Source organism: Zhongshania sp. (assembly GCF_029212375.1).
Lineage (GTDB): Bacteria > Pseudomonadota > Gammaproteobacteria > Pseudomonadales > Spongiibacteraceae > Spongiibacter.
The window spans coordinates 110,461-131,156 of record NZ_JARGNU010000003.1 but is presented as its reverse complement, the minus strand read 5'-3'; the positions used below and the strand labels follow the sequence as shown (position 1 = coordinate 131,156).

Genomic DNA, 20,696 nt, shown 5'->3' with positions numbered 1-20,696 from the left:
AGGGCATCATAGCAATATGTTTAACGCACCGCACGATTTTGGCACAATTGCGCCCACTCTAAGAACAAGCTCTCTAATATCAAACGCTTGTTTAAGGCCACCCCCCGATTAAAACTGCCTCGCAGTTTTAAGGCCCGTTCTAATCCGCCAATCACAGCCACCATTGGCAGTGGCTTAAAGCGCTGCCAACTACTCACCGTAAGCACCTGATCGGCCAATTGATAACGCGACAGCGATAACAAGCGGGCTACCCACCAGTCGAGAACCTGCAATATATCTGCGTCGAGTAGCTCCTCGGCAAATTGCAGCGGGCTGCGCTGACCATCAACCAAAGCCATCAACCCCTTATCAAAGCGTTCGCGTGTCGCCAAGCCATCTTCTTCAAAAACTTGGCGCGCGGCGAGGGGGCGGCCACCCGTCTCTGCCAATAGCCGCTGAGCAGTCGCCAGATCACCAACATAGTCCCGCAGCCACGGTTCGGTGAGTTCAGTTGTGGGAACACCAAAGCTCAATTGCAAGCAGCGTGAGCGAATGGTTGGCAACAGCTGGCTACTGCTGTGACTGACCAAGATCAACAAGGTGCCGCTTGCAGGCTCTTCTAAGGTCTTTAAAAGGGCATTGGCGGTATGCACATTCATGGCTTCTGCGGGATGAATCAGAACGAGCTTTTTACCACCACTACGGTGGGCGTGTTGGGCCGAAAACTGCTGCAAGCTCCGCACTTGATCAATACCGATCTGGCGCTTGCCCTCCTCTGGGCAGATTTCGCGGCAATCTGGATGCGCGCCGTCACTTTGAAAATGACAGCTTCGACACTGCCCACAGGCCGCCAACGCACTCGGCGATTCACAAAGTAAATAGCCAACGAGTGCTTGGGCAAAACGCAGTTTGCCAATTGCGCTAGGGCCACTTAGCAAAAGGGCGTGAGGCAGACGCTCGGCGTTGATTAGGCGCTGCAAATCTTGCCACTGAGACATTTGCCACGCATAGGCGTGTAATGGCTCAGACATGTTTAGCCACGTGGCAAGCGGCGATTTGCGCCTTTAGCGCCGCGGCTATTTCACTTTGCACCGAAGCGAGGTCGGCGCTGGCATCAATAACCCTGAAGCGCGCTGGCTCAGCCGCTACTTGAGCCAGATAGGCGGCCCGTACCTTTTCAAAAAAAGCCAGTTTTTCGCGCTCAAAACGATCAAGCGCGCCGCGCGCGCCCGCCCGACTCATACCTACATCCACCGGTGCATCGAGCAGTAAGGTACAATCTGGCCGCAAGTCGCCTTGCACCATTGTTTGTAGGCTCGCAATTAAATCAGGCGACAAGCCGCGACCGCCACCTTGATAGGCAAATGTGGCGTCAGTAAAGCGGTCGCACAACACCCATTCCCCGCGCGCTAACGCAGGTTTAATAAGTTGATCAAGGTGCTGGGCGCGCGCCGCAAACACCAATAGCAATTCACTCAGCTCGCACATTTTTTCTTCGCGAGGTACCACCAGTACATTGCGAATTTCCTCGGCCAGTGGCGTGCCGCCAGGCTCGCGACTCACAATGTGCGGAATATTGGCAGCGTCGAGAAGCTCGCGAATAAAATCAATATTAGTCGATTTACCAACGCCCTCGGTGCCTTCCACGGTGATAAATCGCCCTTTGGTTGGCAAGGTCATTTATTTCTCCTTAAGCGGTGGCGCCGAACGATAATCTGCTCGGCGTTTTTGCACTTGATAGCGTTTCACCGCGGCTTCATGTTCTTTCAAGGTCTGAGAAAAATAGTGGGTGCCGTCCCCTTTCGCGACAAAAAATACAGACTTACCCGGCGCGGGATGTAGTGCGGCATGAATAGCCTCTCGCCCCGCTAAGGCAATTGGGCTTGGCGGCAGACCATTTTGGCGATAGGTATTGTAAGTGTTGGTATCATCGCGCAAATGCGAGCCCCGCAAATTGCCTTGGTAGCTATCGCCCAAACCATAAATAACAGTGGGGTCGGTTTGCAGGCGCATCCCAGTTTGCAAACGGCGAACAAACACCCCCGCTATTTCGGCGCGCTCCTCGGCAACACCGGTTTCCTTTTCGATAATCGAGGCCATAATCAGCGCCTCGTAGGCATTAGCATAGGGTAAATCTTCGGCTCTGGCCTCCCACTCTTCTTGCAGCACGCGCTGCATCCGCTGGTAGGCCCGAATCAGAATCAAGCTCGCCTTATCGCCGCGATAATAATCGTAGGTATCGGGGAAAAATAAACCCTCTGGCACTTCTGCCAGTGGCTCGCTAATACCGAGCTGCAACCACAGCCCAGCGTCTAAGCTAAGCTCTTGCTTCTCGAGCAAATCTTGGGCGTCTAAATAGCGCAGCAATTGGACTAGAGTCCAGCCCTCTAGCAGTGTTAACTGATGCCGAACCACATCGCCCAAGCGCATCATCGCCAAGCTTTCGGCAATAGTCATGCCCTCTTCAAAACGATATTCACCGGCCTTAATTTCCGCCACGCTAGGATTAATACGACCGTATATTTTCAATAACTGAGGATTTTCTACCCAGCCGCGCTCGGCCAGTAAATTGACCATACTTGAATACCCAGTACCTACTGGCAAGACGAATACTTCGGTACTTTCAAGCAAGGGCAACGGCTTATTGAGATACGAATTAAGATACCAAACTGCAGCGAGTATCGTCAGAATAAGAGGAAATATAAGTGCCAATAAGGCCTTAAATACTTTAAGCATAGAAATGAGACTCAAACTCCCGCTGCAATCGTCGACATAATGGCCCAGCAGCTTTATGCATACATTCTATTTTAGTTACCGGCCAAATACCGATAACGCTATTGCAAATAAACACTTCATCCGCGCCGTACAAAGCGGATATTTCAATGTTGGCTTCCTTTACTAATAAGCCCAACTTCTCGGCCGCGACCATAATCTGCTGGCGCATGATGCCGCTGACCCCGCATTCATCCAAGGCGGGAGTAAGCAAGCGACCCGCCGTAGCAATAAACACATTGCTGCGGGTAGTCTCAATCAGCTTGCCCGCCTCATCGAAAACCAAACCATCAATATAGCCGCGACGCTGCATTTCCCCAGCCGCCAAAACCTGCTCCAAGCGATTGAGGTGTTTGATTCCGGCCAACAGCGGCTGGCGCGCGAGCTTAGTCTGGCAAACACCTAGCCCGACGCCCTGCTGCCAGTGCTGTCGAGACGAAGCTGGTGCCGGCAATAAGCTAATTATACGCTGCGTCTCTGCAGGCAGCGGGTTATAACCCCGCGCAACAACACCGCGACAGAGAACAATTTTTAAGATGGCATCCCCAGCGCTAAAACCAACTAACAGGCGCGCGCAATCTGCCGTGATAGCCGCGAGATCACAGGGAATTTGTAAACGACGAGCGCCATGGCATAAACGCTGTAGATGCTCATCTAGCCAAAGCGCTCGACCCTGGCTAAGTAGCACTGTTTCAAACAGACCGTCGCCATAAGCTAAACCGCGGCTATCAATATCAATGCTGCTAGCCAAGCGACCATTAACCAAACTCAATGACATCAGCGAGCCAATCAATGACTGACTTGACCAAATAATAAACTGCCATTGGTGCCGCCAAAACCAAAGGAGTTGGACAAAACCCGTTCAATTTTGCGTTGCTGGGCAGTGTGTGGCACGTAATTTAAATTACAGCCATCATCTACCTCATCAAGGTTAATCGTTGGTGGCGCCACCTGATCGCGCAGCGCGAGAATCGAAAATATTGCTTCAACTGCGCCGGAGGCGCCCAGCAAATGACCAACCATCGACTTAGTCGAACTCACCGCAATTTTTGCCGCAGCAGACCCTAGCAGCGATTCAATAGCACGGCTTTCTGCAATATCACCTGCCGGCGTAGACGTGCCGTGGGCATTGATATAGTCAATTTGATCGGCATTTACGCCCGCATCATCTAAAGCACTTTGCATCGCCGCCCGCGCACCGTGACCATCAGCCGGTGGCGAGGTCATGTGAAAGGCATCGCAGCTCATGCCAAAACCCAATAGCTCCGCGTGTATATGAGCGCCGCGACGCTTGGCAAATTCATACTCTTCCAGCACCAACATACCCGCGCCATCACCAAGTACAAAGCCGTCGCGATTCTTATCCCAAGGGCGACTGGCGCGCTCCGGTTCATCATTGCGAGTAGACATGGCGCGCGCAGCGGCAAAGGCGCCCAAGCCCACTGGCGTGGTCGCCATTTCAGAACCACCGGCTAGCATTGCGTCGGCGTCTCCGTAGGCAATCATTCGCGCTGCCATACCGATATTATGGGTACCAGTAGAGCAAGCTGTTGCGATCGCAATACTCGGCCCCTGCAAATTATGCTTTATCGCCAACACCCCCGCGATCATATTAATGATGGCGCCAGGCACGGTAAACGGCGAAATTTTGCGCGGCCCACCCGCGTTCAAAATTTGTCGGCTATTTTCTATTAGACCAATGCCACCAATTCCCGAGCCAATTGCGGTACCAATGCGGTGCGCATTACTCTCGGTGACCTCAATACCAGCATCTTGCAAGGCTTGTTCTGCTGCTGCCACACCGTAGTGAATAAACGGATCGAAGCGCTTGGCTTCCTTGGCAGACATATAATCATTAATGTCGAAATTTTTTATGGCACCCCCAATGCGGGTGGCAAACTCGCTAACATCAAAGCGATCTATTGCGGTGATGCCACTCTTCCCTGCTAGAATATTGCGCCAGGTTTCAGCAACCGAATTTCCCAATGGACTGATTACACCCATTCCTGTGACGACAACTCTTCTCTTACCCATAATACTCTCCCGACTCTAAGTACGTGTTTTTATACGTTCTATTTCAGATACGGATGCCACACGTACAGGCATAAAAAAAGCCGTTCTACATTACATAGAGACGGCTTTTTAAACGGCTAGGCCGCTATATTACTTACTGAAGATTAGCTTTGATGTAATCAATGGCCAATCTAACAGTGGTAATTTTTTCAGCTTCTTCATCAGGAATCTCAGTTTCAAATTCCTCTTCCAGAGCCATTACCAGTTCAACCGTGTCCAGCGAATCTGCGCCGAGGTCTTCTACGAATGATGCAGACTCAGACACATCTTCTTCTTTAACACCCAGTTGCTCTGCAACAATCTTCTTGACGCGTTCTTCAATGCTACTCATGGTCGTTGGTGACTCCTAATTGATATTAAAATTTTGGGCCTGCTTCTCGGTGGTCAATAAGCTTGGCCACCAGCCAAAAGCATGACCACCGAAATTGTGTTTCATATCGCCAGCACTTCGGCGCTCATTCTACCGCGACTGATGCCGCTTGTGCATAGCAAAATATGAAAAATTCACGTCCAGAAGGGAAAAATCCTTCATGAACAGATGTTTACGCCATATACATGCCGCCATTTACATGGATTGTTTCACCCGTTACATAGCCAGCAACGTCACTTACCAAGAAAGCGACAACGCCGGCGATCTCTTCAGGGCTACCCAAACGCTGCAATGGTATTTGAGTTTTTAGGGCCTCGCGCTGCTCGTCACCCAGCTTTTTGGTCATATCGGTGTCGATAAAACCAGGCGCAACGCCATTTACGGTGATTCCCCGCGAGCCAATTTCCCGCGCTAGAGCGCGAGTAAAACCGTCCATACCGGCTTTGGCTGCCGCGTAATTGGTTTGCCCTGCATTACCCATAGCGCCAACCACCGAGCTAATATTGATAATACGCCCCCAGCGAGCCTTGGTCATACCGCGCAAACAAGCCTTACTCAAACGGTAAAGCGAGTTAAGGTTGGTATCGATTACGTCATACCACTCATCGTCTTTCATGCGCAGCATTAAATTATCTTTGGTGATACCGGCGTTATTAACCAACACTGCTGGCGCACCAAACTGCTCAGTAATGGCTTTTAATGTTGCATCAACTGACTCTGTGTTTGATACATTCATTACCATGCCGACACCATCGACACCGCTCGCCTGAAAATGTGCGGTAATCGCCGCCGCACCAGCTTCGGTAGTTGCAGTACCCACAATTTGATAACCCATTTTACCAATGGCAATGGCGATTGCTTGACCAATACCTCGGCTCGCCCCAGTTACCAATGCTACTTTTGCTGTCATAGTCCCGCTCCTAAAATATTATAAATTCTTTATTGAGCAACAGCCTCAAGGGCCGCTGCCAAGGTTTCTGGTGTCTCAATGTTTAAGCAGTTCAAGGATTTATCAATACGCTTATTTAAGCCGCTTAAAACCTTACCGGGACCAGCTTCCAGGGTAGTGGTGATACCGGCGGCGGTCATCGCCTCGACACAGGACACCCACTTAACCGCGCTGTAAATCTGCTCAACCAACAAGGTTTTAATCGCCTGTGGATCAGCCTCAGTCAAACCATGAACATTGTGAACCACGGGTATAGTAGGCGACTTTAAACTCAGCGCCGCTAGGGCTTCAGCCAGCTTTTCACCCGCAGGTCGCATCAAAGATGTATGGAAAGGCGCGCTTACCGGCAGTGGCAGCGCGCGCTTAGCGCCCGCCGCTTTGAGTAACTCAATAGCTTTATCAACACCAGCAACCTGGCCAGCAATAACCACTTGGCCCGGAGAATTAAAATTCACCGCCTCAACAATACCCGTCGCGGACGCTTGACCACAAATTTCAATAATTTGGGCATCGTCTAGACCCAGCACCGCAGCCATCGCGCCCTCGCCTACCGGCACAGCAGTTTGCATAAACTGCCCGCGCGCGCGCACCAAACGCACAGCGTCTGCAAAATCTAGCGCACCCGCACACACCAAAGCCGAAAACTCACCAAGACTATGACCAGCCATTAACGAAGGCTGCAAGCCGCCCTGCTCGCACCACAAACGCCACACAGCAACGCTGGCGGTCAACAATACCGGCTGAGTAGTTTCAGTAAGATTAAGTTGGGCCTGCTCACCATTTTGAACCAGCGCCCACATATCGTAATCCAGTGCCGAAGAGGCCTCGGCAAAGGTAGTTTTTATAATAGGGAAGGCCTCGCCCAACTCGGCCAGCATACCGACTTTTTGCGACCCCTGACCGGGGAAAACCAAGGCAAGCTGCTGCGTATTCATTTTATCTATCCTTAATCAGAGTGATTATAGTGAGGTTTAATTCGGTTTTAATTGTTGTTCAATTTGGGACTGAAGATCCAAGCTCAATGCTCGTGCCGCCTGCTTTATTGCTGACTCAAAACTCTCGACACCTGAGCCGCCGTGGCTTTTAATCACTACGCCGCGCAAACCCAATAAGGCGGCGCCATTATAGCGCTCTGGGTTTATATCGCGCTGAAACGCCGCCATGATGGGTCGCGATAAAAGACCAATCAATATGCCGTACAAGGTCTTTTTAAAGCGCGCTCGCAGCGTGCTAGCAATAAATTTGGCCGTACCTTCACACACCTTCAGAGCGACATTACCGGCAAATCCGTCGCAGACTACAACATCTACATCTGCCGAAAAAATATCTCCACCCTCTGCAAAGCCCTGATAATTCAAGCCGCTGTCGGCGGCAATAAGATCGGCGGCCTCGCGAATGGCGACCGTTCCTTTTATGAGTTCCGAGCCAATATTCAATAACGCTACTCGGGGCGCTTCGCGACGATCCAAAACGCGACACAACGCTGAACCCATCACAGCAAATTGATAGAGCTGGGCGGCATCGCACTCAACACTCGCACCAAGATCAAGTAAATAGGTATGCCCGCCATGCGCCGGCACAGGAGCGCAAATCGCTGGCCGCTTAATACCAGGCAAACGCTCAAGCACTACACAGCTCATTGCAACGAGCGCGCCAGTATTACCAGCGCTAACAACGGCAGCCACCTTGCCATCGCGCAGCAGCTCTAAAGCGCAGTACATAGAAGAGTTTTTTTTGTTGCGAAGTGCACGACTGGGCTTATCGTCCATAGTCACCACATCGGGGGCATGGTGGATCGACAAACGCTGGGGGTCGTATTTTTTACCGACGAGCGAAAGTTCGATAGTAGGCTCATCGCCAACTAACACAATATGAAGAGCTGAATTAAGGTTCAGCGCATTTACAGAGGCAGGAATAGAAGAGCGGAGACCGTGGTCTCCGCTCATTGCATCAACGGCTAATCGCAGCGATGCCACGCAAATACTTAGTCGTCTTTACCAGCAACAACTTTACGACCACGGAAAAAACCATCCGCAGTGATATTGTGACGAAGGTGCTTCTCGCCGCTAGTCTGATCAACAGACAGAGTTGGACCAGTCAATGCGTCATGCGAGCGACGCTGACCCCGACGTGAACGTGTGACTTTACTTTTCTGAACAGCCATGGCTTACCAATTCCTCGTAGAGATTAATCGCGGGGCTTTAATTGCCCCAATATCGCAAACGGCGTATCGCCTTCCTCAACATCGCTTACCACTTCTACCGGAAGTACTTCTTGCTCCGGTACAAACACCTGACAAACAGTGTCATCGTGATAGCTGACGAAAGGAGTGTTAATGATCAGCTCATCCTGCAGCAGATCAGCCAAAACCAAATCTTCGTCTTCACCTAAAATCAATGGATCCAATGATTTTGGCAGCGCTTTGGCCTGCTCATCCGTCCACACAATGGCTAAATTAAATTCAGCCTCAATGCATATCGGCATTGCGGTCATGCAACGTTGACACAAAACTTCAACGCGGCTGAGCGCCGTACCTGTTATGCACTTAAACCCCTGCTCACTCCGAAAAAAGCGCAAGTCGACATCTACTGAACCGCTAGTGTTAGCGAGTCCGGCAGTGAACCGACTGAGTTCAGCAACTTGTTTAGTAGCATGAATTTCCATACCACCGGCAACAAATTTCCGAGCATCAACGAACTTAGGTAGGGGCTGTCTTTGCATAGGCGCGCAATAATAGGGACTTCACCCCCTATTGTCAAAGCAAAAACACAGCTAATAAGCCCAGATCAAGGCGCAAGCTAGGGGATTTGCACTCTCGCTAGCACCGCCGACCACCAAAAGTTAAAATAAGCCGCCAACCGCCCTGCAATGAAGCCGCACATGAACCACGCAAGTACAAGCAACACCCAGCAACTCATTCTCGCATCCAGCTCCGCATACCGGCGCGCACTACTGGAAAAAATCGGCCTAAAGCTGCTCTGCGAAGCGCCCAACATCGATGAATCAGCGCAAACTAACGAAGGCGCTACCGAATTGGCCCGCCGCCTAAGCATTACCAAGGCCCAGGCAATTGCCACAAAACACCCAAATGCGATCATTATCGCCAGCGACCAATGCGCTGAACTCGACGGCAAAATACTCGGCAAACCAGGTACAATCGAGCGCGCCCAACAGCAATTAAGCCAATGCTCGGGCAGCGAAGTACTCTTTCACACCGGACTTTGTGTCCTTAATAGCCGCACCGGCCAGCAACACGTTGCAATAGAAACCGTGTCCACCCAGTTTCGAGACCTCAGCAGCAGCGACATCAGTAATTACATTCAACGCGAATCCGCCCTCGACTGCGCGGGCAGCTTTAAAATAGAAGGACTTGGCATCAGCCTGTTCCGCCAAGTTCGCAGCGACGACCCCAATACTTTAATCGGCCTACCTTTAATACGTTTAATCGATTTTTTAGCGCGCGAAGGTTACGAGGTTTTACAGCGCAACTAATATCACAAACCCGCATTAATCGGCGACCAAGCCCTCAACCAATGGCATAAGCGCCGCAAATTGATCAATCACCGCCACCGGCTGCCAGCGCTGCAATCGCTCCACACTGTGCACACCATACGACACACCAACACTGGGCATCGCTAAGCGGCTCGCCATTTCCAAGTCGTACTCAGTATCGCCAACCATTAGCGCCGATTCTGGCGCGCAGCTCCGCTCCGCGCACAACTGTTCCAGCATCAGTGGATGGGGCTTAGAAGCAGTCTCATCGGCGCAGCGGCTGGCACTGAACAGTGCGCTAATCTCAAGACCCGCAAACACCCCATCCAATCCGCGCCGACTCTTTCCGGTAGCCACACACAAATCGTGCCCCGCCGCCTTCAAGCTGCGCAACCCCTCCTCCACACCAACAAACATCTGACATGGCTCACGATCGGCCAATATAAAGCTGCGCACATAAGCCGTCCGCAGCTCCTCAACCTCCCGCGCATTCAGCGCCGGATACAAAGACGCGATCGCAACACTCAACTCTAAACCAATAATATTGCGAATGTCCTCGCCAGAGCGCTCTTCAACACCAAATTCCCGCGCCCCCGCCTGCATGCAGGCCACAATTTTATTGCTGGAGTCCAAGATGGTGCCATCCCAGTCAAAAATAATCAGCATGACAAATCGCTCCCCGCCACTTCCAAAACCTTCTCCAGCTCAGGCGCCAGCGGCGCAGTCACGGAAATCCGACGACCATCCAAAGTAAATACCAATGAGTGCGCATGTAAAAACAGGCGTTTTAAGCCCAGCTTGCGAAAATGGGCGTCGGCCGCATCGTCGCCATATTTGTCGTCACCCAGAATGGGGTAACCGGCGTATTGGCAATGCACCCGAATTTGATGAGTACGCCCCGTAACCGGCCGCGCCTCAATCAGGCTTGCACCGGCAACCCTGCGCAACAAGGTAAATTCCGTCACCGACTTTTTACCTTCCAGCTCCACTCTCACCATGCGCTCACCAGAAGACAGCACATTTTTTTGCAGTGGCGCATTCACTTGCTGCTTGCGAGCAGGCCACTTACCGGCAACCAAGGCTAAATAACGCTTATCCACGCCTTTGCGAGCCCTTAGCAGCTCGTGCAATTGTTTAAGTACGCTGCGTCGCTTAGCTACCATTACGCAACCAGACGTATCGCGATCCAAACGATGCACTAACTCTAAATGGCGCTGCTCGGGGTACATTTGCCGCAAGGCCTCAATCAAACCCAAAGAAATGCCGCTACCACCATGAACTGCCAAGCCAGAGGGCTTATTAATGATAATCAAACCCTCGTCTTCATAAAGAATTGCTGAGCGCAATCCAGCATCCAAACCCACCGGCACGGCCGCCTCGTCACGCACCGCCACACGCACTGGCGGCACCCGAACAATATCGCCCTCCACCAGCTTGTAGTCGGGCTTTGCCCTAGACTTATTCACGCGGACCTCGCCGCGGCGCAAAAGGTTATAAATCCGAGACTTAGGGACGCCTTTTAACTCTCTCATTAAGAAGTTGTCAATGCGCTGCCCGACATAATCAGCTTCGACCGCCACCAAACGCACCACTGGATTGATGACTTTTTCTGCTTCCACGTACACTCCCGTAACTCATTGAGTTAGTTATTGAATACTGATATAGTCGCTCCGTAGCAACTGGGTCCGGTTCCCACCACAGCATGGCTGTGACGAGAGGGAAGACCGCCGGCAAACTACTGAGGCAAAGATTGCGACACATTCGCATAGCCTTATTTACATAAGTGAATAGCAGTGTACCGGCGGGCATTCTACCGTAGTGTCGGTACATTAATTAATAGTACTGCCGATATTTGTTAGCACCGCAAGTGCGATAGAACTCTGAGAAAGCGACGTAAAGAACGTTACCAATACTGGCGCACCACTTAAGCGCCCAACAGTAATAGATGAAAGACGCCCAGCGCAGACGGCCCATGGCCAGACTAAGCGAACTGGATTATAACGGCCAGGCAACCCGGCCCCACTGATGTACAAGTGCTCGCCGCAATAAATCAGCAGCAGCACTCACCGCTAATGCAGCCTACATCAGAACGCTTAAAGATGCTCAATCGCATGAGCGGCGCGACAAATCCCGGCCTTTGGGATTTTTAGCTCATGAAAAGAATGCTTATTAACGCGACTCAGCCAGAAGAGTTGCGCGTTGCCCTAGTTGATGGCCAGCGATTATTTGATCTGGATATTGAAAACCGCACCCGCGTACAAAAGAAAGCCAACGTCTATAAAGGCACCATCACCCGCGTAGAACCCAGCCTCGAAGCGGCTTTTGTCGACTTTGGCGCTGAGCGTCACGGCTTCCTTCCTCTCAAAGAAATCTCTAAAGAGTATTTTTACCGCAACCCTGCCGACGGCAGTGGCGGTCGCGCAAAAATTAAGGATCTTGTTAAAGAAGGCACTCAGGTTATTGTTCAGGTAGAAAAGGAAGAGCGCGGCAATAAAGGCGCTGCCCTAACTACCTTTATCAGCCTTGCTGGTCGCTATATGGTGCTTATGCCCAACAACCCACGAGCTGGCGGAATTTCACGCCGCATCGAGGGTGACGAGCGCACCGAACTGCGCGACGCGCTGAATGCAATCAACATCCCTGACGCCATGGGCGTTATTGTTCGCACCGCTGGGGTTGGCCGCAGCTCAGAAGAACTGCAGTGGGACTTGGATTATTTACTGCACCTCTGGTCAGCGATTAAACAAGCCTCTGAAGAACGCAAAGCACCAATTCTGATTTTGCAGGAAAGCAACGTCATTATTCGCGCTATTCGCGACTATCTTCGCGATGATATCGACCAAGTATTGATCGATTCTGAAGAATCTTACAACGAAGCCATGCACTTCGTTGAACAGGTGATGCCGCACTTTAAGAGCAAAATTCGCCTATACAAAGATCAAGTTCCCCTTTTCAATCGCTATCAAATTGAAAGCCAGATCGAATCGGCATTCCAGCGCGAAGTACAACTACCCTCCGGCGGATCGATTGTTATCGACCCTACAGAAGCACTGGTATCTATCGACATTAACTCGGCGCGCGCCACCAAGGGCGGCGACATCGAAGAAACCGCCCTGCAAACCAACCTAGAAGCAGCTGACGAGATTGCTCGCCAACTGCGCCTGCGTGACATCGGCGGCCTAATTGTGGTCGACTTTATCGACATGATGGCGGCTAAAAATCAGCGCGAAGTCGAAAATCGCGTTCGCGACGCCATGGAACCTGATCGCGCCCGCATCCAAATTGGCCGCATCTCGCGCTTTGGCCTGCTCGAAATGTCTCGCCAGCGTCTGCGCCCATCCCTAGGTGAAACCAGCGCTAAAGTTTGCCCACGCTGCAGCGGTCAAGGCACTATCCGCGACACTAACTCGCTGGCACTATCGATTCTCCGCCTAGTTGAAGAAGAAGCCAATAAAGAGAAAAGCGCTGAAATTCGCGCCATCGTGCCAGTAAATGTCGCCTCTTATTTGCTAAACGAAAAACGCACCGCCATTTACGATATTGAGCAGCGTAGCGGCGTACGGGTAATGGTCATCCCTACCCCTGCACTCGATACACCGCACTTTGAGGTTGTTCGTCTGCGCGAAAGCGATTTAGGCGACGAGCAGGAAATTAGCTACAAAATCGTAGCCGACCTTGAAGCCGAAAAAGAAATTTCTGACGAAGTGGTCTCCACTCCGGCACCAGCTGCCGCAGTAGTTCGCACCCTTGCACCCAAAGCGCCAGCACCTGCAGCTGCCGCCGAGCCAGTTGCCGCCAAAGCCCCCGCAGCCGCTGTTACTGGCGAAGGCTTTTTCAGCAAACTCGGCAAGAGCCTTAGCGGTTTATTTAAATCTGCCGAGCCAGAGCCCGAACCGGAGCCCACGCCAGCGCCTAAGCGTCGCAACGAAGGCAATCGCAACGGCAACAATCCACGCCAAGGCAACCGCAACAATCGCGGTGGCCGCAACCGCCGCAACCCAGATCAGCGCCAAGGCCGCGACGACAACCGTGTAACAGATAATCGCAGCAATCGCACCGACAGCGAGCCCGCGAAAAAAGAGCTGCCCGCCGAAGTCATTGAAGCGACACCAAGTACTGAAACTGAAAACGCTAGGCCAAAGCGTCGACCCGGCAACCGCAAGCCCCGCAATCAGCAGGAGCGTCGCCGCACCCCAGCGCCAAATGAGGACGCAGGTATAGCAGACAGCAACGAGCCCTTGGCAGCCGCAATAAGCCCTGAGCGCGGCACTGCCGCTAGCGCCGCGCCAAGCGACACCTCAACAGCTAAGCCTGCCGAGTCCGCACCTGCCGCTCCGGCCGCCAAAAAGCCTACCGCTGAAGAGGCCGAGTTCACTGCAATTACGCCAACGACCGTTTCTAGCTTTGTACCTGAAAGTACTAGCAATGCACCTACGGCCCAAGAAGCCCCTGCTGAAGCTGCTCCTGCGATACCTCACGCCAGCAGTGAAATAGAAAGCACACCTCCAGCGACCCCTGCCGTTGAAGCGCCAGCAGTCAGCCCAGTGGCAAGCATTAGCACAGAAGCAAAAGTTGAGAGCCAAGCCGAAACTGTTACCGCAGATGCCAGCGCAACACCAGCAGAAACGGCTAGCAATATTCCAAGCGCCCCCGCGCCAGTGAAAATCAGCCAAGCCACGAAGGATTCTGCTGAACCAAGCGCAAGCGAAGCAGCCAAGCCTGAAGCGGCAGCTACTGAAAGCCCCGCAGACAGCGCGACTAATGTCACTGCCGAACCCGTTGCCGACAGCCCAGCGCCTATTAAAGCAAAAGCCGACATTAAGGTGGCACCAAAACCAGTCAACAAGGCCACCACTAAGGAAGCAGCGCCCGCAGTTGTCAAACCACGCCCAGTAGGGCGGGCCAGTAACGATCCAAGGATCGCGCCAAAGCCTGTACAAAACCTAGCTATTATCACTGCACAACTTGAGGCGCCGGCATTGGATTCGAGCATTCTTGCTCAGCCCAATCCCGACCGGCCAAGCATGCCACGCGCAGCAAATGACCCTCGCAATCAAGCCTAAAACTAAGATCGCAATGCAGTAAGTGGTCTTAAATATTGAGCCCAGCCCAGTGCTGGGCTTTTTATTGTTTAAATTTCATCCAATTTCAAACTCATCAAACTGATTTATAAGTCTTTTTCTTAATACTGCTTGTTTCGTCTAACAAGCTATGTATAATTCGCAACTGCTGCGGAGGGGTGGCAGAGTGGTCGATTGCACCGGTCTTGAAAACCGGCGTTGGTTTATCCCAACCCAGGGTTCAAATCCCTGCCCCTCCGCCACTTTTAGTCCTCGCAACAATATCTCTTAAAGCTCCTACCTCATCGTTTCCCGCATTAAGCCCCAAGTAACAACTTAATTATTTTAGCCTGATCCTCGCTAAGTCCCTCATTACAGCTAAGCTCTATTGAAAGCAGCACGATTAATACTTTGTAGGTAATGATAACTACATCGCTTACGCCCGCTCCTAACAGTAAAACAGCGGCACAAGGATCATTAATGAGCGACAACAACACCCCACTAATGGCCCGCCAACCAATACTGAATAAAAATGGAAAAACCGTCGCCTACGAATTGCTCTGCCGCACTGTAGATGTCGGCTCATTAGAGTCGCAAACTGACAATGGCAATATGGCGACTGGTGAGGTACTCATCGGCGCCTTTCATGACCTAGGCATTGAAAATATAACAAACGGCCTGCCCGCTTTCGTAAACCTCACCGAGTCTTGGCTGCATACCCCGCCTGCGGTTCAAACCAAGAAACTAGTGGCCGAAGTGCTTGAATATATTTCGCCAACACCTGCCAATATCGAAGCCGTGAAAAATTTGCGCTCCCTAGGCTTTAAAGTGGCACTTGACGACTACACAGGTGATGTCGAGCAAAGTAAATGGCTACCGCACGTCGACATCGTGAAAGTCGATATCAGCGATATTTTACCGGGACATAGCAGCGCATCGCTTTACACGCAACACCAGCGTGACAACCTGATTTGGTTGGCCGAGAAAGTGGAGACGCTTGAAGAATTTGAGCGCTGCAAGGCAGAGGGCTACCAGCTCTTCCAAGGTTTTTTCTTCAGCCAGCCCTCGCCGCTCTTTGGCACGCGTCATAACGACAGCCAATTTGCGGTAATGCGACTGCTAAAAACGTTAAATAATGAAGACAACACCATGGAGGATATAAGCAACGCTATTCAGAGCGACCCCCAACTAAGCTACCGCATACTGCAATTCATGAACTCGGCTAGCGTTGCCAAAGTTGCCGAGATTACTTCTGTGCATCACGCTACCACCATGGCCGGCGTAAACCGCATTAAAAGCTGGGCCAATATGCTGGCGCTAGGTCGCCTAGATCACAAACCCCGCGCCCTGCTCGAGCAAGCATTATCTCGCGCCTATTTATGCCAAATGATCGCCCTTCAACAAAATGGCGTCGATCAGCACACCGCCTATACCACCGGCATGTTCTCGCTACTTGATGCTTTTATTGACATTCCCCTCGCCGAGGTCTGCACAAAACTCGAGCTATCACCCACCATGACGGATGCCCTGCTGAATCATGAGGGCAAATACGGTCAAATCTTGCAACTTGCTATTGCCATCAGCAAAGGCAACTGGGCAGAAATTACCGCACTCCCAAACGAAATCACCCTTGCCGACCTTGCCGACATCCAAACCCATGCCTTTGCTGAGGTTAGCGACCAATTAAGCCTATCTGGGTTAAGCTAATTAGGTTCTGCAAAGCCACCATCGCGCTTGCAGTCGCAATACCCACCAACGTATCATTAGCCTAGCTAGAACCTACCTTTTTCACTACGGAGTCATCCATGCAAGACAAATCGGTCTTTCAGCCAGGCGCGCACGCCCAGCCCGTTCTCGAAACCAACAAGGTGCTGCGCAATACCTATATGTTGTTAGGCATGACCCTTGTCACTAGCGCCCTCTGCGCTGGGTTGGCAATGGCCCTCAACATCGGCCATGGCACTGGCCTAGTTTTGTCCATACTCGGCTTTGTCATGCTGTTTGTCGTCCATAAAACTGCAGATTCAAGTAAAGGCATTGTTGCCATTTTTATATTCACCGGTCTATTGGGTGCAGCCCTAGGACCAATGCTCAAAATGTACCTCGCCCTACCTAATGGCGGAGAATTGGTAATGCAGGCGCTCGGCGGCACCGCATTGGTGTTCTTTGGCCTTTCTGCCTACGTGCTAACTACCCGCAAAGATTTCTCCTTTCTGGGCGGATTCTTAATGATCGGACTGTTGGTGATGGTCGTGGCCAGCATCGCGAATATGTTTTTTCAAGTACCCGCCGCATCGCTAGCAATCTCTGCAGCAGCGGTATTTATCATGTCTGGACTGATCCTGTTTGATACCAGCAGAATCATCCACGGCGGCGAAACCAACTATATTCGTGCCACCGTTGCGCTTTACCTCGATATTTACAATTTGTTTGTTCACCTGCTGCATTTGCTCGGCATTTTCGGCAGCGATGATTAATCACCTCCGTATTACTCAGCAAACCAATCTACTGAGGCTCAAATGAGCCTCAGTTTCGCTCTACTCGTCAGCGGCCAACCCTGTACCGACCAAGCCAGCTTAAGTGCCCTGCGTTTTTGTAAAGCAGCGCTAGACAGTGGTCATAGCGTTTATCGCGTGTTTTTCTTTAACGACGGCGTGCACTGCGCCAGTCGTTTCATCACCCCACCCCAAGACGAAATTAGCGTGCCCAAGCAATGGCAGGCTCTACAGCAAGAATTTGCCATAGACTTGGTGGTATGTGTATCTAGCGCCCTGCGTCGCGGCATCGTTGATGCTAAAGAAGCCGAACGCTACGAACTTGGCGGCCATAACATGGCCGACGGCTTTACTATAGGCGGCCTTGGTCAGTGGGTTGACGCCTGCATACAGGCAGACCGCGTAGTAAGATTTGGCAGTAACACCCAGTGAAATTCCTCTATATCTTTACACGTTCCGCCTACGGCAACAGCATTGCCCGGGAAGCTCTCGACATGGCCCTAGCTAGCGCCGCCTTCGATCAAGAAGTGAGCCTAGTGTTTGCGCAAGAGGCTATTTATCAATTAGTGATGCAACAAAATAGCGCGAACACCGAGAAAAAACCGCACCTCGGCGTAATTAATGCCCTGCCACTCTATGACATTGACGATATATATTATCTCGCCGAAGACAGCAGCACGTATAATCTCCCGCCAGCGGCACTGGTCCCGCAGGCAAAAGCCCTGTCAGCAGAGCAATTTTCCAGCTTAATGTCCTCAGCTGACCGCATTCAGAGTTTTTAGGTGAGCTTACATATATTAAATAGCACGAGTAGTTTAAGCCGCTGCCAATTCAGCTTGACAGATGGCGATGCCGTCATTTTAATCGAAGATGCGGTATTGCTAGCAGCCAGCAATATTGAGATAACGAGTGGCGATGCTTCAATCTACGCCCTCAGCGATGATATTGATCGCCGCGGCGTTAACCCCGTCGGCGCCGTAACACTGGTAGATTACAGTGGATTTGTCGAGCTCTGCGCGCAACACCGCCACTGTTTGAGCTGGTAATGAATGCACTAGTGGTTAATGGCGCGAGCATCGCCACCGATCCCGACGGTTTCCTTAAAGACCTCACTGATTGGTCGCCGGCTGTCGCTGAACAACTCGCCACCAGCTCCGGCATCACCCTGTGCGATAGCCACTGGCAGCTAATTGAACTGGTGCAGCGTTATTACCAGCAGTTTGGCCTGTCCCCAGCGATGCGGCCCCTGATAAAATACGCCAAATTAGAACTTGGCGCGGACAAGGGCACCAGTCTGTATTTTCTGAAACACTTTCCCGATAGCCCAGCAAAGTCGCTCAGTAAAATTGCTGGCCTGCCCCGCCCTGACAACTGCCTTTAAACCCACTCCGAGTGTATCTATGATAGCCGAACACCCTTTCGCACAATATGTTCGTATTCTTGGCAAGGGCAAAACTGGGTCGCGCTCACTTAACGCCGACGAAGCCTATGCGGCGATGGGCATGATTATGCGCAGCGAAGTAGAAGACGTGCAGCTCGGCGCCTTTCTTATGCTGCTGCGGGTCAAGGAAGAAAGCTTTGAAGAGCTTGCCGGCTTTGTTCGCGCGGTGCGTGAAACCCTCCAGGCACCAAGTATTGCCGTTGACCTAGACTGGGCGAGCTACGCCGGTAAGCGCCGGCAGCAGCCATGGTATCTACTTGCCGCCCTAGCGCTGGCAGACAGTGGTTTACGCGTGTTTATGCACGGTGCTGCCGGACACACCGCCGAACGTATCTACAGCGAGCACGTGCTGGCAGAACTCGGCGAAGCCACCGCCCGCGACTGGCAAGATGTCAGTAGTAAACTAGAGCAAGGTAATTTCGCATACCTGCCACTTGCGCAATTTTCACCGCCACTGCAGCGCATGATTGATCTACGCGCTCAATTTGGCCTGCGCTCGCCGGTACACACGCTGTCGCGGCTACTCAACCCCCTTGCAGCAGACTATTCTATACAGAGTATTTTCCACCCCGCTTATGCCGACAATCATCAGCAGGCGGCCGCGCTATTGGGCCAAGCTCACGCCGTGGTATTTAAAGGTGAAGCAGGCGAAGCGGAACGCAAACCTGAAGCCGACTGCCGCGTCAAAAGCGTCCACAACGGCCACTTAAGCGAGGCCGAATGGCCGCGCATGCTCGACGGCAGGCAAGAAAAGCTTAGCGAACTACCCACCACCGAGTTACTTAACGCGTGGCGTGACGAACACATAAGTGAATACGGCCGACTCGCCATTCAAGGTACCATTGCGATTGCCCTACAGTTGCGAAGCCCCGAACTTAATCAAGAAGAATGCCTCGCTCAGGCCAGCGCAATCTGGAACCAGCGCAATCGCCAACGACTGAGCGCCACAGCTACGGAAAACCTATGAGTTTCAAACCCCTAAATACCGCAGAATACCCGCAACTTCTCGCTGAGAAAGTGAACACCGTTGTTGCGAGCTTCGCTGATCTCTCACTACCAACGCCCGAAATCTACCCCTCAGCACCAGAGCACTATCGCCTGCGCGCCGAGTTTCGTATTTGGCACGAAGATGGCAGCTTTTTCTACGCGATGTTCGATCCCAGCGACCCTAAAGTACCGATCAGGATTGATCATTTCCCTACCGCCTCAGAAACCATTTGCACATTAATGACGCCACTGCGGCTGGCGCTCGGCGAACACTCGGCGTTAAATAAGCGCTTATTTCAAATTGAGTTTTTGAGCACCCTCAGTGGCGACATGCTGGTCACCTTGATATACCACCGTCGGCTCGACGACGAGTGGCAGCTAGCCGCCCAAGCCATTGCCGAGCAATTCAATATTCAAATTATTGGCCGCAGTAAAAAACAAAAAATCGTACTCAATCGAGACTATGTGCTAGAGCAATTACCCGTAGACGGCAAGCACTACGCGTACCACCAGTATGAGGGTGGATTTACCCAGCCCAACGGCAAAGTAAATGCCAAAATGGTGAGCTGGGCCAAGGCGCGCTGTGGCCAGAATCCCGATACCGATTTGCTAGAGCTGTATTGTGGTAACGGCAATTTCACCATACCACTGGCCAGCCATTTCCGCCGCGTACTCGCCACCGAAATCTCGAAAACCTCGGTGAAAGCCGCCCACGAAAATTTTGCCATGAATACGGTCAGCAATGCGCTGGTACTGCGCATGTCTAGCGAGGAACTGACCTCAGCGCTAAATAAGGAACGCAGCTTCCGTCGCCTACACGGCGTCGACCTCGACAGCTACGCCATAAGCACAGTATTAGTAGACCCGCCCAGAGCCGGCTTAGACGCCGCCAGCCGTGAGTTTATTGCAGGCTTTAATAATATTATTTACATCTCCTGCAACCCAGAAACCCTGCACCGCGATTTGGAAATATTAACAAAATCCCACCACGTCAAGGACTTCGCCCTTTTCGACCAGTTCCCGTACACTCACCATATGGAGTGCGGCGTATTTTTGACAAAACGAGGCTAAAAGGAAA

At 51.9% G+C, this 20,696-nt stretch carries 23 protein-coding genes and 1 tRNA gene; 11 read left to right on the top strand and 13 right to left on the bottom strand.

Features of this window, described 5'->3' with window-relative positions:
- Nucleotides 1-20: 20 nt before the first annotated feature.
- The 11 genes from P1U47_RS04740 to P1U47_RS04690 all read right to left on the bottom strand — a co-directional run bounded on the left by P1U47_RS04740 (nucleotide 21) and on the right by P1U47_RS04690 (nucleotide 8,864).
- Nucleotides 21-1,010: a DNA polymerase III subunit delta' gene (locus tag P1U47_RS04740; RefSeq protein ID WP_301027439.1), complete on the bottom strand. Its 990-nt coding sequence runs from the start codon at nucleotides 1,008-1,010 to the stop codon at nucleotides 21-23.
- On the bottom strand, nucleotides 1,003-1,659 hold the full coding sequence (tmk, locus tag P1U47_RS04735; RefSeq protein WP_301027437.1) for a dTMP kinase: 657 nt from the start codon (nucleotides 1,657-1,659) through the stop codon (nucleotides 1,003-1,005). Before tmk ends, P1U47_RS04740 begins: the two co-directional genes overlap by 8 nt.
- Entirely contained in the window at nucleotides 1,660-2,715 is a 1,056-nt protein-coding gene (gene mltG / locus P1U47_RS04730; RefSeq protein ID WP_301027436.1) for an endolytic transglycosylase MltG, read from the bottom strand.
- Nucleotides 2,708-3,529, bottom strand: coding sequence for an aminodeoxychorismate lyase (gene pabC, locus P1U47_RS04725; protein ID WP_301027435.1), 822 nt, complete (start codon nucleotides 3,527-3,529; stop codon nucleotides 2,708-2,710). The genes mltG and pabC overlap by 8 nt, the downstream gene beginning before the upstream one ends.
- Before the next feature lie 11 nt (nucleotides 3,530-3,540).
- The gene (gene fabF, locus P1U47_RS04720) at nucleotides 3,541-4,785 is read right to left on the bottom strand and encodes a beta-ketoacyl-ACP synthase II (protein ID WP_301027434.1); all 1,245 of its coding nucleotides are present in this window, start codon (nucleotides 4,783-4,785) and stop codon (nucleotides 3,541-3,543) included.
- 133 nt (nucleotides 4,786-4,918) lie between these two features.
- Entirely contained in the window at nucleotides 4,919-5,155 is a 237-nt protein-coding gene (acpP, locus tag P1U47_RS04715; RefSeq protein WP_008250062.1) for an acyl carrier protein, read from the bottom strand.
- A gap of 211 nt (nucleotides 5,156-5,366) precedes the next feature.
- A complete protein-coding gene (gene fabG / locus P1U47_RS04710; protein WP_301027432.1) occupies nucleotides 5,367-6,104 on the bottom strand; it encodes a 3-oxoacyl-ACP reductase FabG in 738 nt (245 codons plus the stop codon).
- Nucleotides 6,105-6,133: 29 nt separating this feature from the next.
- On the bottom strand, nucleotides 6,134-7,078 hold the full coding sequence (gene fabD, locus P1U47_RS04705) for an ACP S-malonyltransferase (RefSeq protein ID WP_301027430.1): 945 nt from the start codon (nucleotides 7,076-7,078) through the stop codon (nucleotides 6,134-6,136).
- A gap of 36 nt (nucleotides 7,079-7,114) precedes the next feature.
- Nucleotides 7,115-8,119 (bottom strand): phosphate acyltransferase PlsX, encoded by a 1,005-nt coding sequence (gene plsX / locus P1U47_RS04700; RefSeq protein WP_301027429.1) that lies wholly within the window; start codon nucleotides 8,117-8,119, stop codon nucleotides 7,115-7,117.
- Between the two features lie 8 nt (nucleotides 8,120-8,127).
- Complete coding sequence (rpmF, locus tag P1U47_RS04695) at nucleotides 8,128-8,307, bottom strand: 50S ribosomal protein L32 (RefSeq protein ID WP_008250024.1); 180 nt, start codon at nucleotides 8,305-8,307, stop codon at nucleotides 8,128-8,130.
- Nucleotides 8,308-8,330: 23 nt separating this feature from the next.
- Entirely contained in the window at nucleotides 8,331-8,864 is a 534-nt protein-coding gene (locus P1U47_RS04690; RefSeq protein WP_301027428.1) for a YceD family protein, read from the bottom strand.
- Nucleotides 8,865-9,023: 159 nt separating this feature from the next.
- Here P1U47_RS04690 and P1U47_RS04685 point away from each other — a divergent pair, with 159 nt between their 5' ends.
- A complete protein-coding gene (locus P1U47_RS04685) occupies nucleotides 9,024-9,635 on the top strand; it encodes a nucleoside triphosphate pyrophosphatase (RefSeq protein ID WP_301027427.1) in 612 nt (203 codons plus the stop codon).
- Nucleotides 9,636-9,650: 15 nt separating this feature from the next.
- On the opposite strand, the gene P1U47_RS04680 is transcribed toward P1U47_RS04685, so the two are convergent.
- A complete protein-coding gene (locus P1U47_RS04680; RefSeq protein WP_301027426.1) occupies nucleotides 9,651-10,301 on the bottom strand; it encodes an HAD-IA family hydrolase in 651 nt (216 codons plus the stop codon).
- The gene (rluC, locus tag P1U47_RS04675; RefSeq protein ID WP_301027425.1) at nucleotides 10,295-11,254 is read right to left on the bottom strand and encodes a 23S rRNA pseudouridine(955/2504/2580) synthase RluC; all 960 of its coding nucleotides are present in this window, start codon (nucleotides 11,252-11,254) and stop codon (nucleotides 10,295-10,297) included. Before rluC ends, P1U47_RS04680 begins: the two co-directional genes overlap by 7 nt.
- Before the next feature lie 534 nt (nucleotides 11,255-11,788).
- On the opposite strand from rluC, the gene rne reads away from it, so the two are divergent.
- From rne to trmA, 10 genes are all read left to right on the top strand, one after another.
- Nucleotides 11,789-14,698, top strand: a complete 2,910-nt coding sequence (gene rne / locus P1U47_RS04670) for a ribonuclease E (RefSeq protein ID WP_301027424.1) — start codon at nucleotides 11,789-11,791, stop codon at nucleotides 14,696-14,698.
- A gap of 170 nt (nucleotides 14,699-14,868) precedes the next feature.
- Nucleotides 14,869-14,958: transfer RNA gene (locus P1U47_RS04665), tRNA-Ser, on the top strand.
- A 217-nt stretch (nucleotides 14,959-15,175) separates the two neighbouring features.
- Nucleotides 15,176-16,402 (top strand): EAL and HDOD domain-containing protein, encoded by a 1,227-nt coding sequence (locus tag P1U47_RS04660; protein ID WP_301027423.1) that lies wholly within the window; start codon nucleotides 15,176-15,178, stop codon nucleotides 16,400-16,402.
- 98 nt (nucleotides 16,403-16,500) lie between these two features.
- Nucleotides 16,501-17,172, top strand: coding sequence for a Bax inhibitor-1/YccA family protein (locus P1U47_RS04655; RefSeq protein ID WP_301027422.1), 672 nt, complete (start codon nucleotides 16,501-16,503; stop codon nucleotides 17,170-17,172).
- 42 nt (nucleotides 17,173-17,214) lie between these two features.
- Nucleotides 17,215-17,622 (top strand): sulfurtransferase complex subunit TusD, encoded by a 408-nt coding sequence (gene tusD, locus P1U47_RS04650; RefSeq protein WP_301027421.1) that lies wholly within the window; start codon nucleotides 17,215-17,217, stop codon nucleotides 17,620-17,622.
- Entirely contained in the window at nucleotides 17,619-17,972 is a 354-nt protein-coding gene (locus P1U47_RS04645) for a DsrE family protein (RefSeq protein ID WP_301027420.1), read from the top strand. The genes tusD and P1U47_RS04645 overlap by 4 nt, the downstream gene beginning before the upstream one ends.
- A complete protein-coding gene (tusB, locus tag P1U47_RS04640) occupies nucleotides 17,973-18,236 on the top strand; it encodes a sulfurtransferase complex subunit TusB (RefSeq protein WP_301027419.1) in 264 nt (87 codons plus the stop codon).
- Nucleotides 18,236-18,571 carry a TusE/DsrC/DsvC family sulfur relay protein gene (locus P1U47_RS04635; RefSeq protein ID WP_301027418.1) on the top strand — a complete coding sequence of 112 codons (336 nt, stop codon included), beginning with the start codon at nucleotides 18,236-18,238 and terminating at the stop codon, nucleotides 18,569-18,571. Before tusB ends, P1U47_RS04635 begins: the two co-directional genes overlap by 1 nt.
- A 19-nt stretch (nucleotides 18,572-18,590) precedes the next feature.
- A complete protein-coding gene (locus tag P1U47_RS04630; RefSeq protein ID WP_301027417.1) occupies nucleotides 18,591-19,598 on the top strand; it encodes a glycosyl transferase family protein in 1,008 nt (335 codons plus the stop codon).
- Nucleotides 19,595-20,689, top strand: a complete 1,095-nt coding sequence (gene trmA / locus P1U47_RS04625) for a tRNA (uridine(54)-C5)-methyltransferase TrmA (RefSeq protein ID WP_301027416.1) — start codon at nucleotides 19,595-19,597, stop codon at nucleotides 20,687-20,689. The genes P1U47_RS04630 and trmA overlap by 4 nt, the downstream gene beginning before the upstream one ends.
- The last annotated feature ends 7 nt before the right edge of the window (nucleotides 20,690-20,696 follow it).

Excerpts from the sequence above, each read along its gene's own strand:
- P1U47_RS04740 (WP_301027439.1), bottom strand. The coding sequence starts at position 1,010 with ATGTCTGAGCCATTACACGCCTATGCGTGGCAAATGTCTCAGTGGCAA.
- tmk (WP_301027437.1), bottom strand. The coding sequence starts at position 1,659 with ATGACCTTGCCAACCAAAGGGCGATTTATCACCGTGGAAGGCACCGAG.
- mltG (WP_301027436.1), bottom strand. The coding sequence starts at position 2,715 with ATGCTTAAAGTATTTAAGGCCTTATTGGCACTTATATTTCCTCTTATT.
- pabC (WP_301027435.1), bottom strand. The coding sequence starts at position 3,529 with ATGTCATTGAGTTTGGTTAATGGTCGCTTGGCTAGCAGCATTGATATT.
- fabF (WP_301027434.1), bottom strand. The coding sequence starts at position 4,785 with ATGGGTAAGAGAAGAGTTGTCGTCACAGGAATGGGTGTAATCAGTCCA.
- acpP (WP_008250062.1), bottom strand. The coding sequence starts at position 5,155 with ATGAGTAGCATTGAAGAACGCGTCAAGAAGATTGTTGCAGAGCAACTG.
- fabG (WP_301027432.1), bottom strand. The coding sequence starts at position 6,104 with ATGACAGCAAAAGTAGCATTGGTAACTGGGGCGAGCCGAGGTATTGGT.
- fabD (WP_301027430.1), bottom strand. The coding sequence starts at position 7,078 with ATGAATACGCAGCAGCTTGCCTTGGTTTTCCCCGGTCAGGGGTCGCAA.
- rpmF (WP_008250024.1), bottom strand. The coding sequence starts at position 8,307 with ATGGCTGTTCAGAAAAGTAAAGTCACACGTTCACGTCGGGGTCAGCGT.
- P1U47_RS04690 (WP_301027428.1), bottom strand. The coding sequence starts at position 8,864 with ATGCAAAGACAGCCCCTACCTAAGTTCGTTGATGCTCGGAAATTTGTT.
- P1U47_RS04685 (WP_301027427.1), top strand. The coding sequence starts at position 9,024 with ATGAACCACGCAAGTACAAGCAACACCCAGCAACTCATTCTCGCATCC.
- P1U47_RS04680 (WP_301027426.1), bottom strand. The coding sequence starts at position 10,301 with ATGCTGATTATTTTTGACTGGGATGGCACCATCTTGGACTCCAGCAAT.
- rne (WP_301027424.1), top strand. The coding sequence starts at position 11,789 with ATGAAAAGAATGCTTATTAACGCGACTCAGCCAGAAGAGTTGCGCGTT.
- P1U47_RS04660 (WP_301027423.1), top strand. The coding sequence starts at position 15,176 with ATGAGCGACAACAACACCCCACTAATGGCCCGCCAACCAATACTGAAT.
- P1U47_RS04655 (WP_301027422.1), top strand. The coding sequence starts at position 16,501 with ATGCAAGACAAATCGGTCTTTCAGCCAGGCGCGCACGCCCAGCCCGTT.
- tusD (WP_301027421.1), top strand. The coding sequence starts at position 17,215 with ATGAGCCTCAGTTTCGCTCTACTCGTCAGCGGCCAACCCTGTACCGAC.
- P1U47_RS04635 (WP_301027418.1), top strand. The coding sequence starts at position 18,236 with ATGAATGCACTAGTGGTTAATGGCGCGAGCATCGCCACCGATCCCGAC.
- P1U47_RS04630 (WP_301027417.1), top strand. The coding sequence starts at position 18,591 with ATGATAGCCGAACACCCTTTCGCACAATATGTTCGTATTCTTGGCAAG.
- trmA (WP_301027416.1), top strand. The coding sequence starts at position 19,595 with ATGAGTTTCAAACCCCTAAATACCGCAGAATACCCGCAACTTCTCGCT.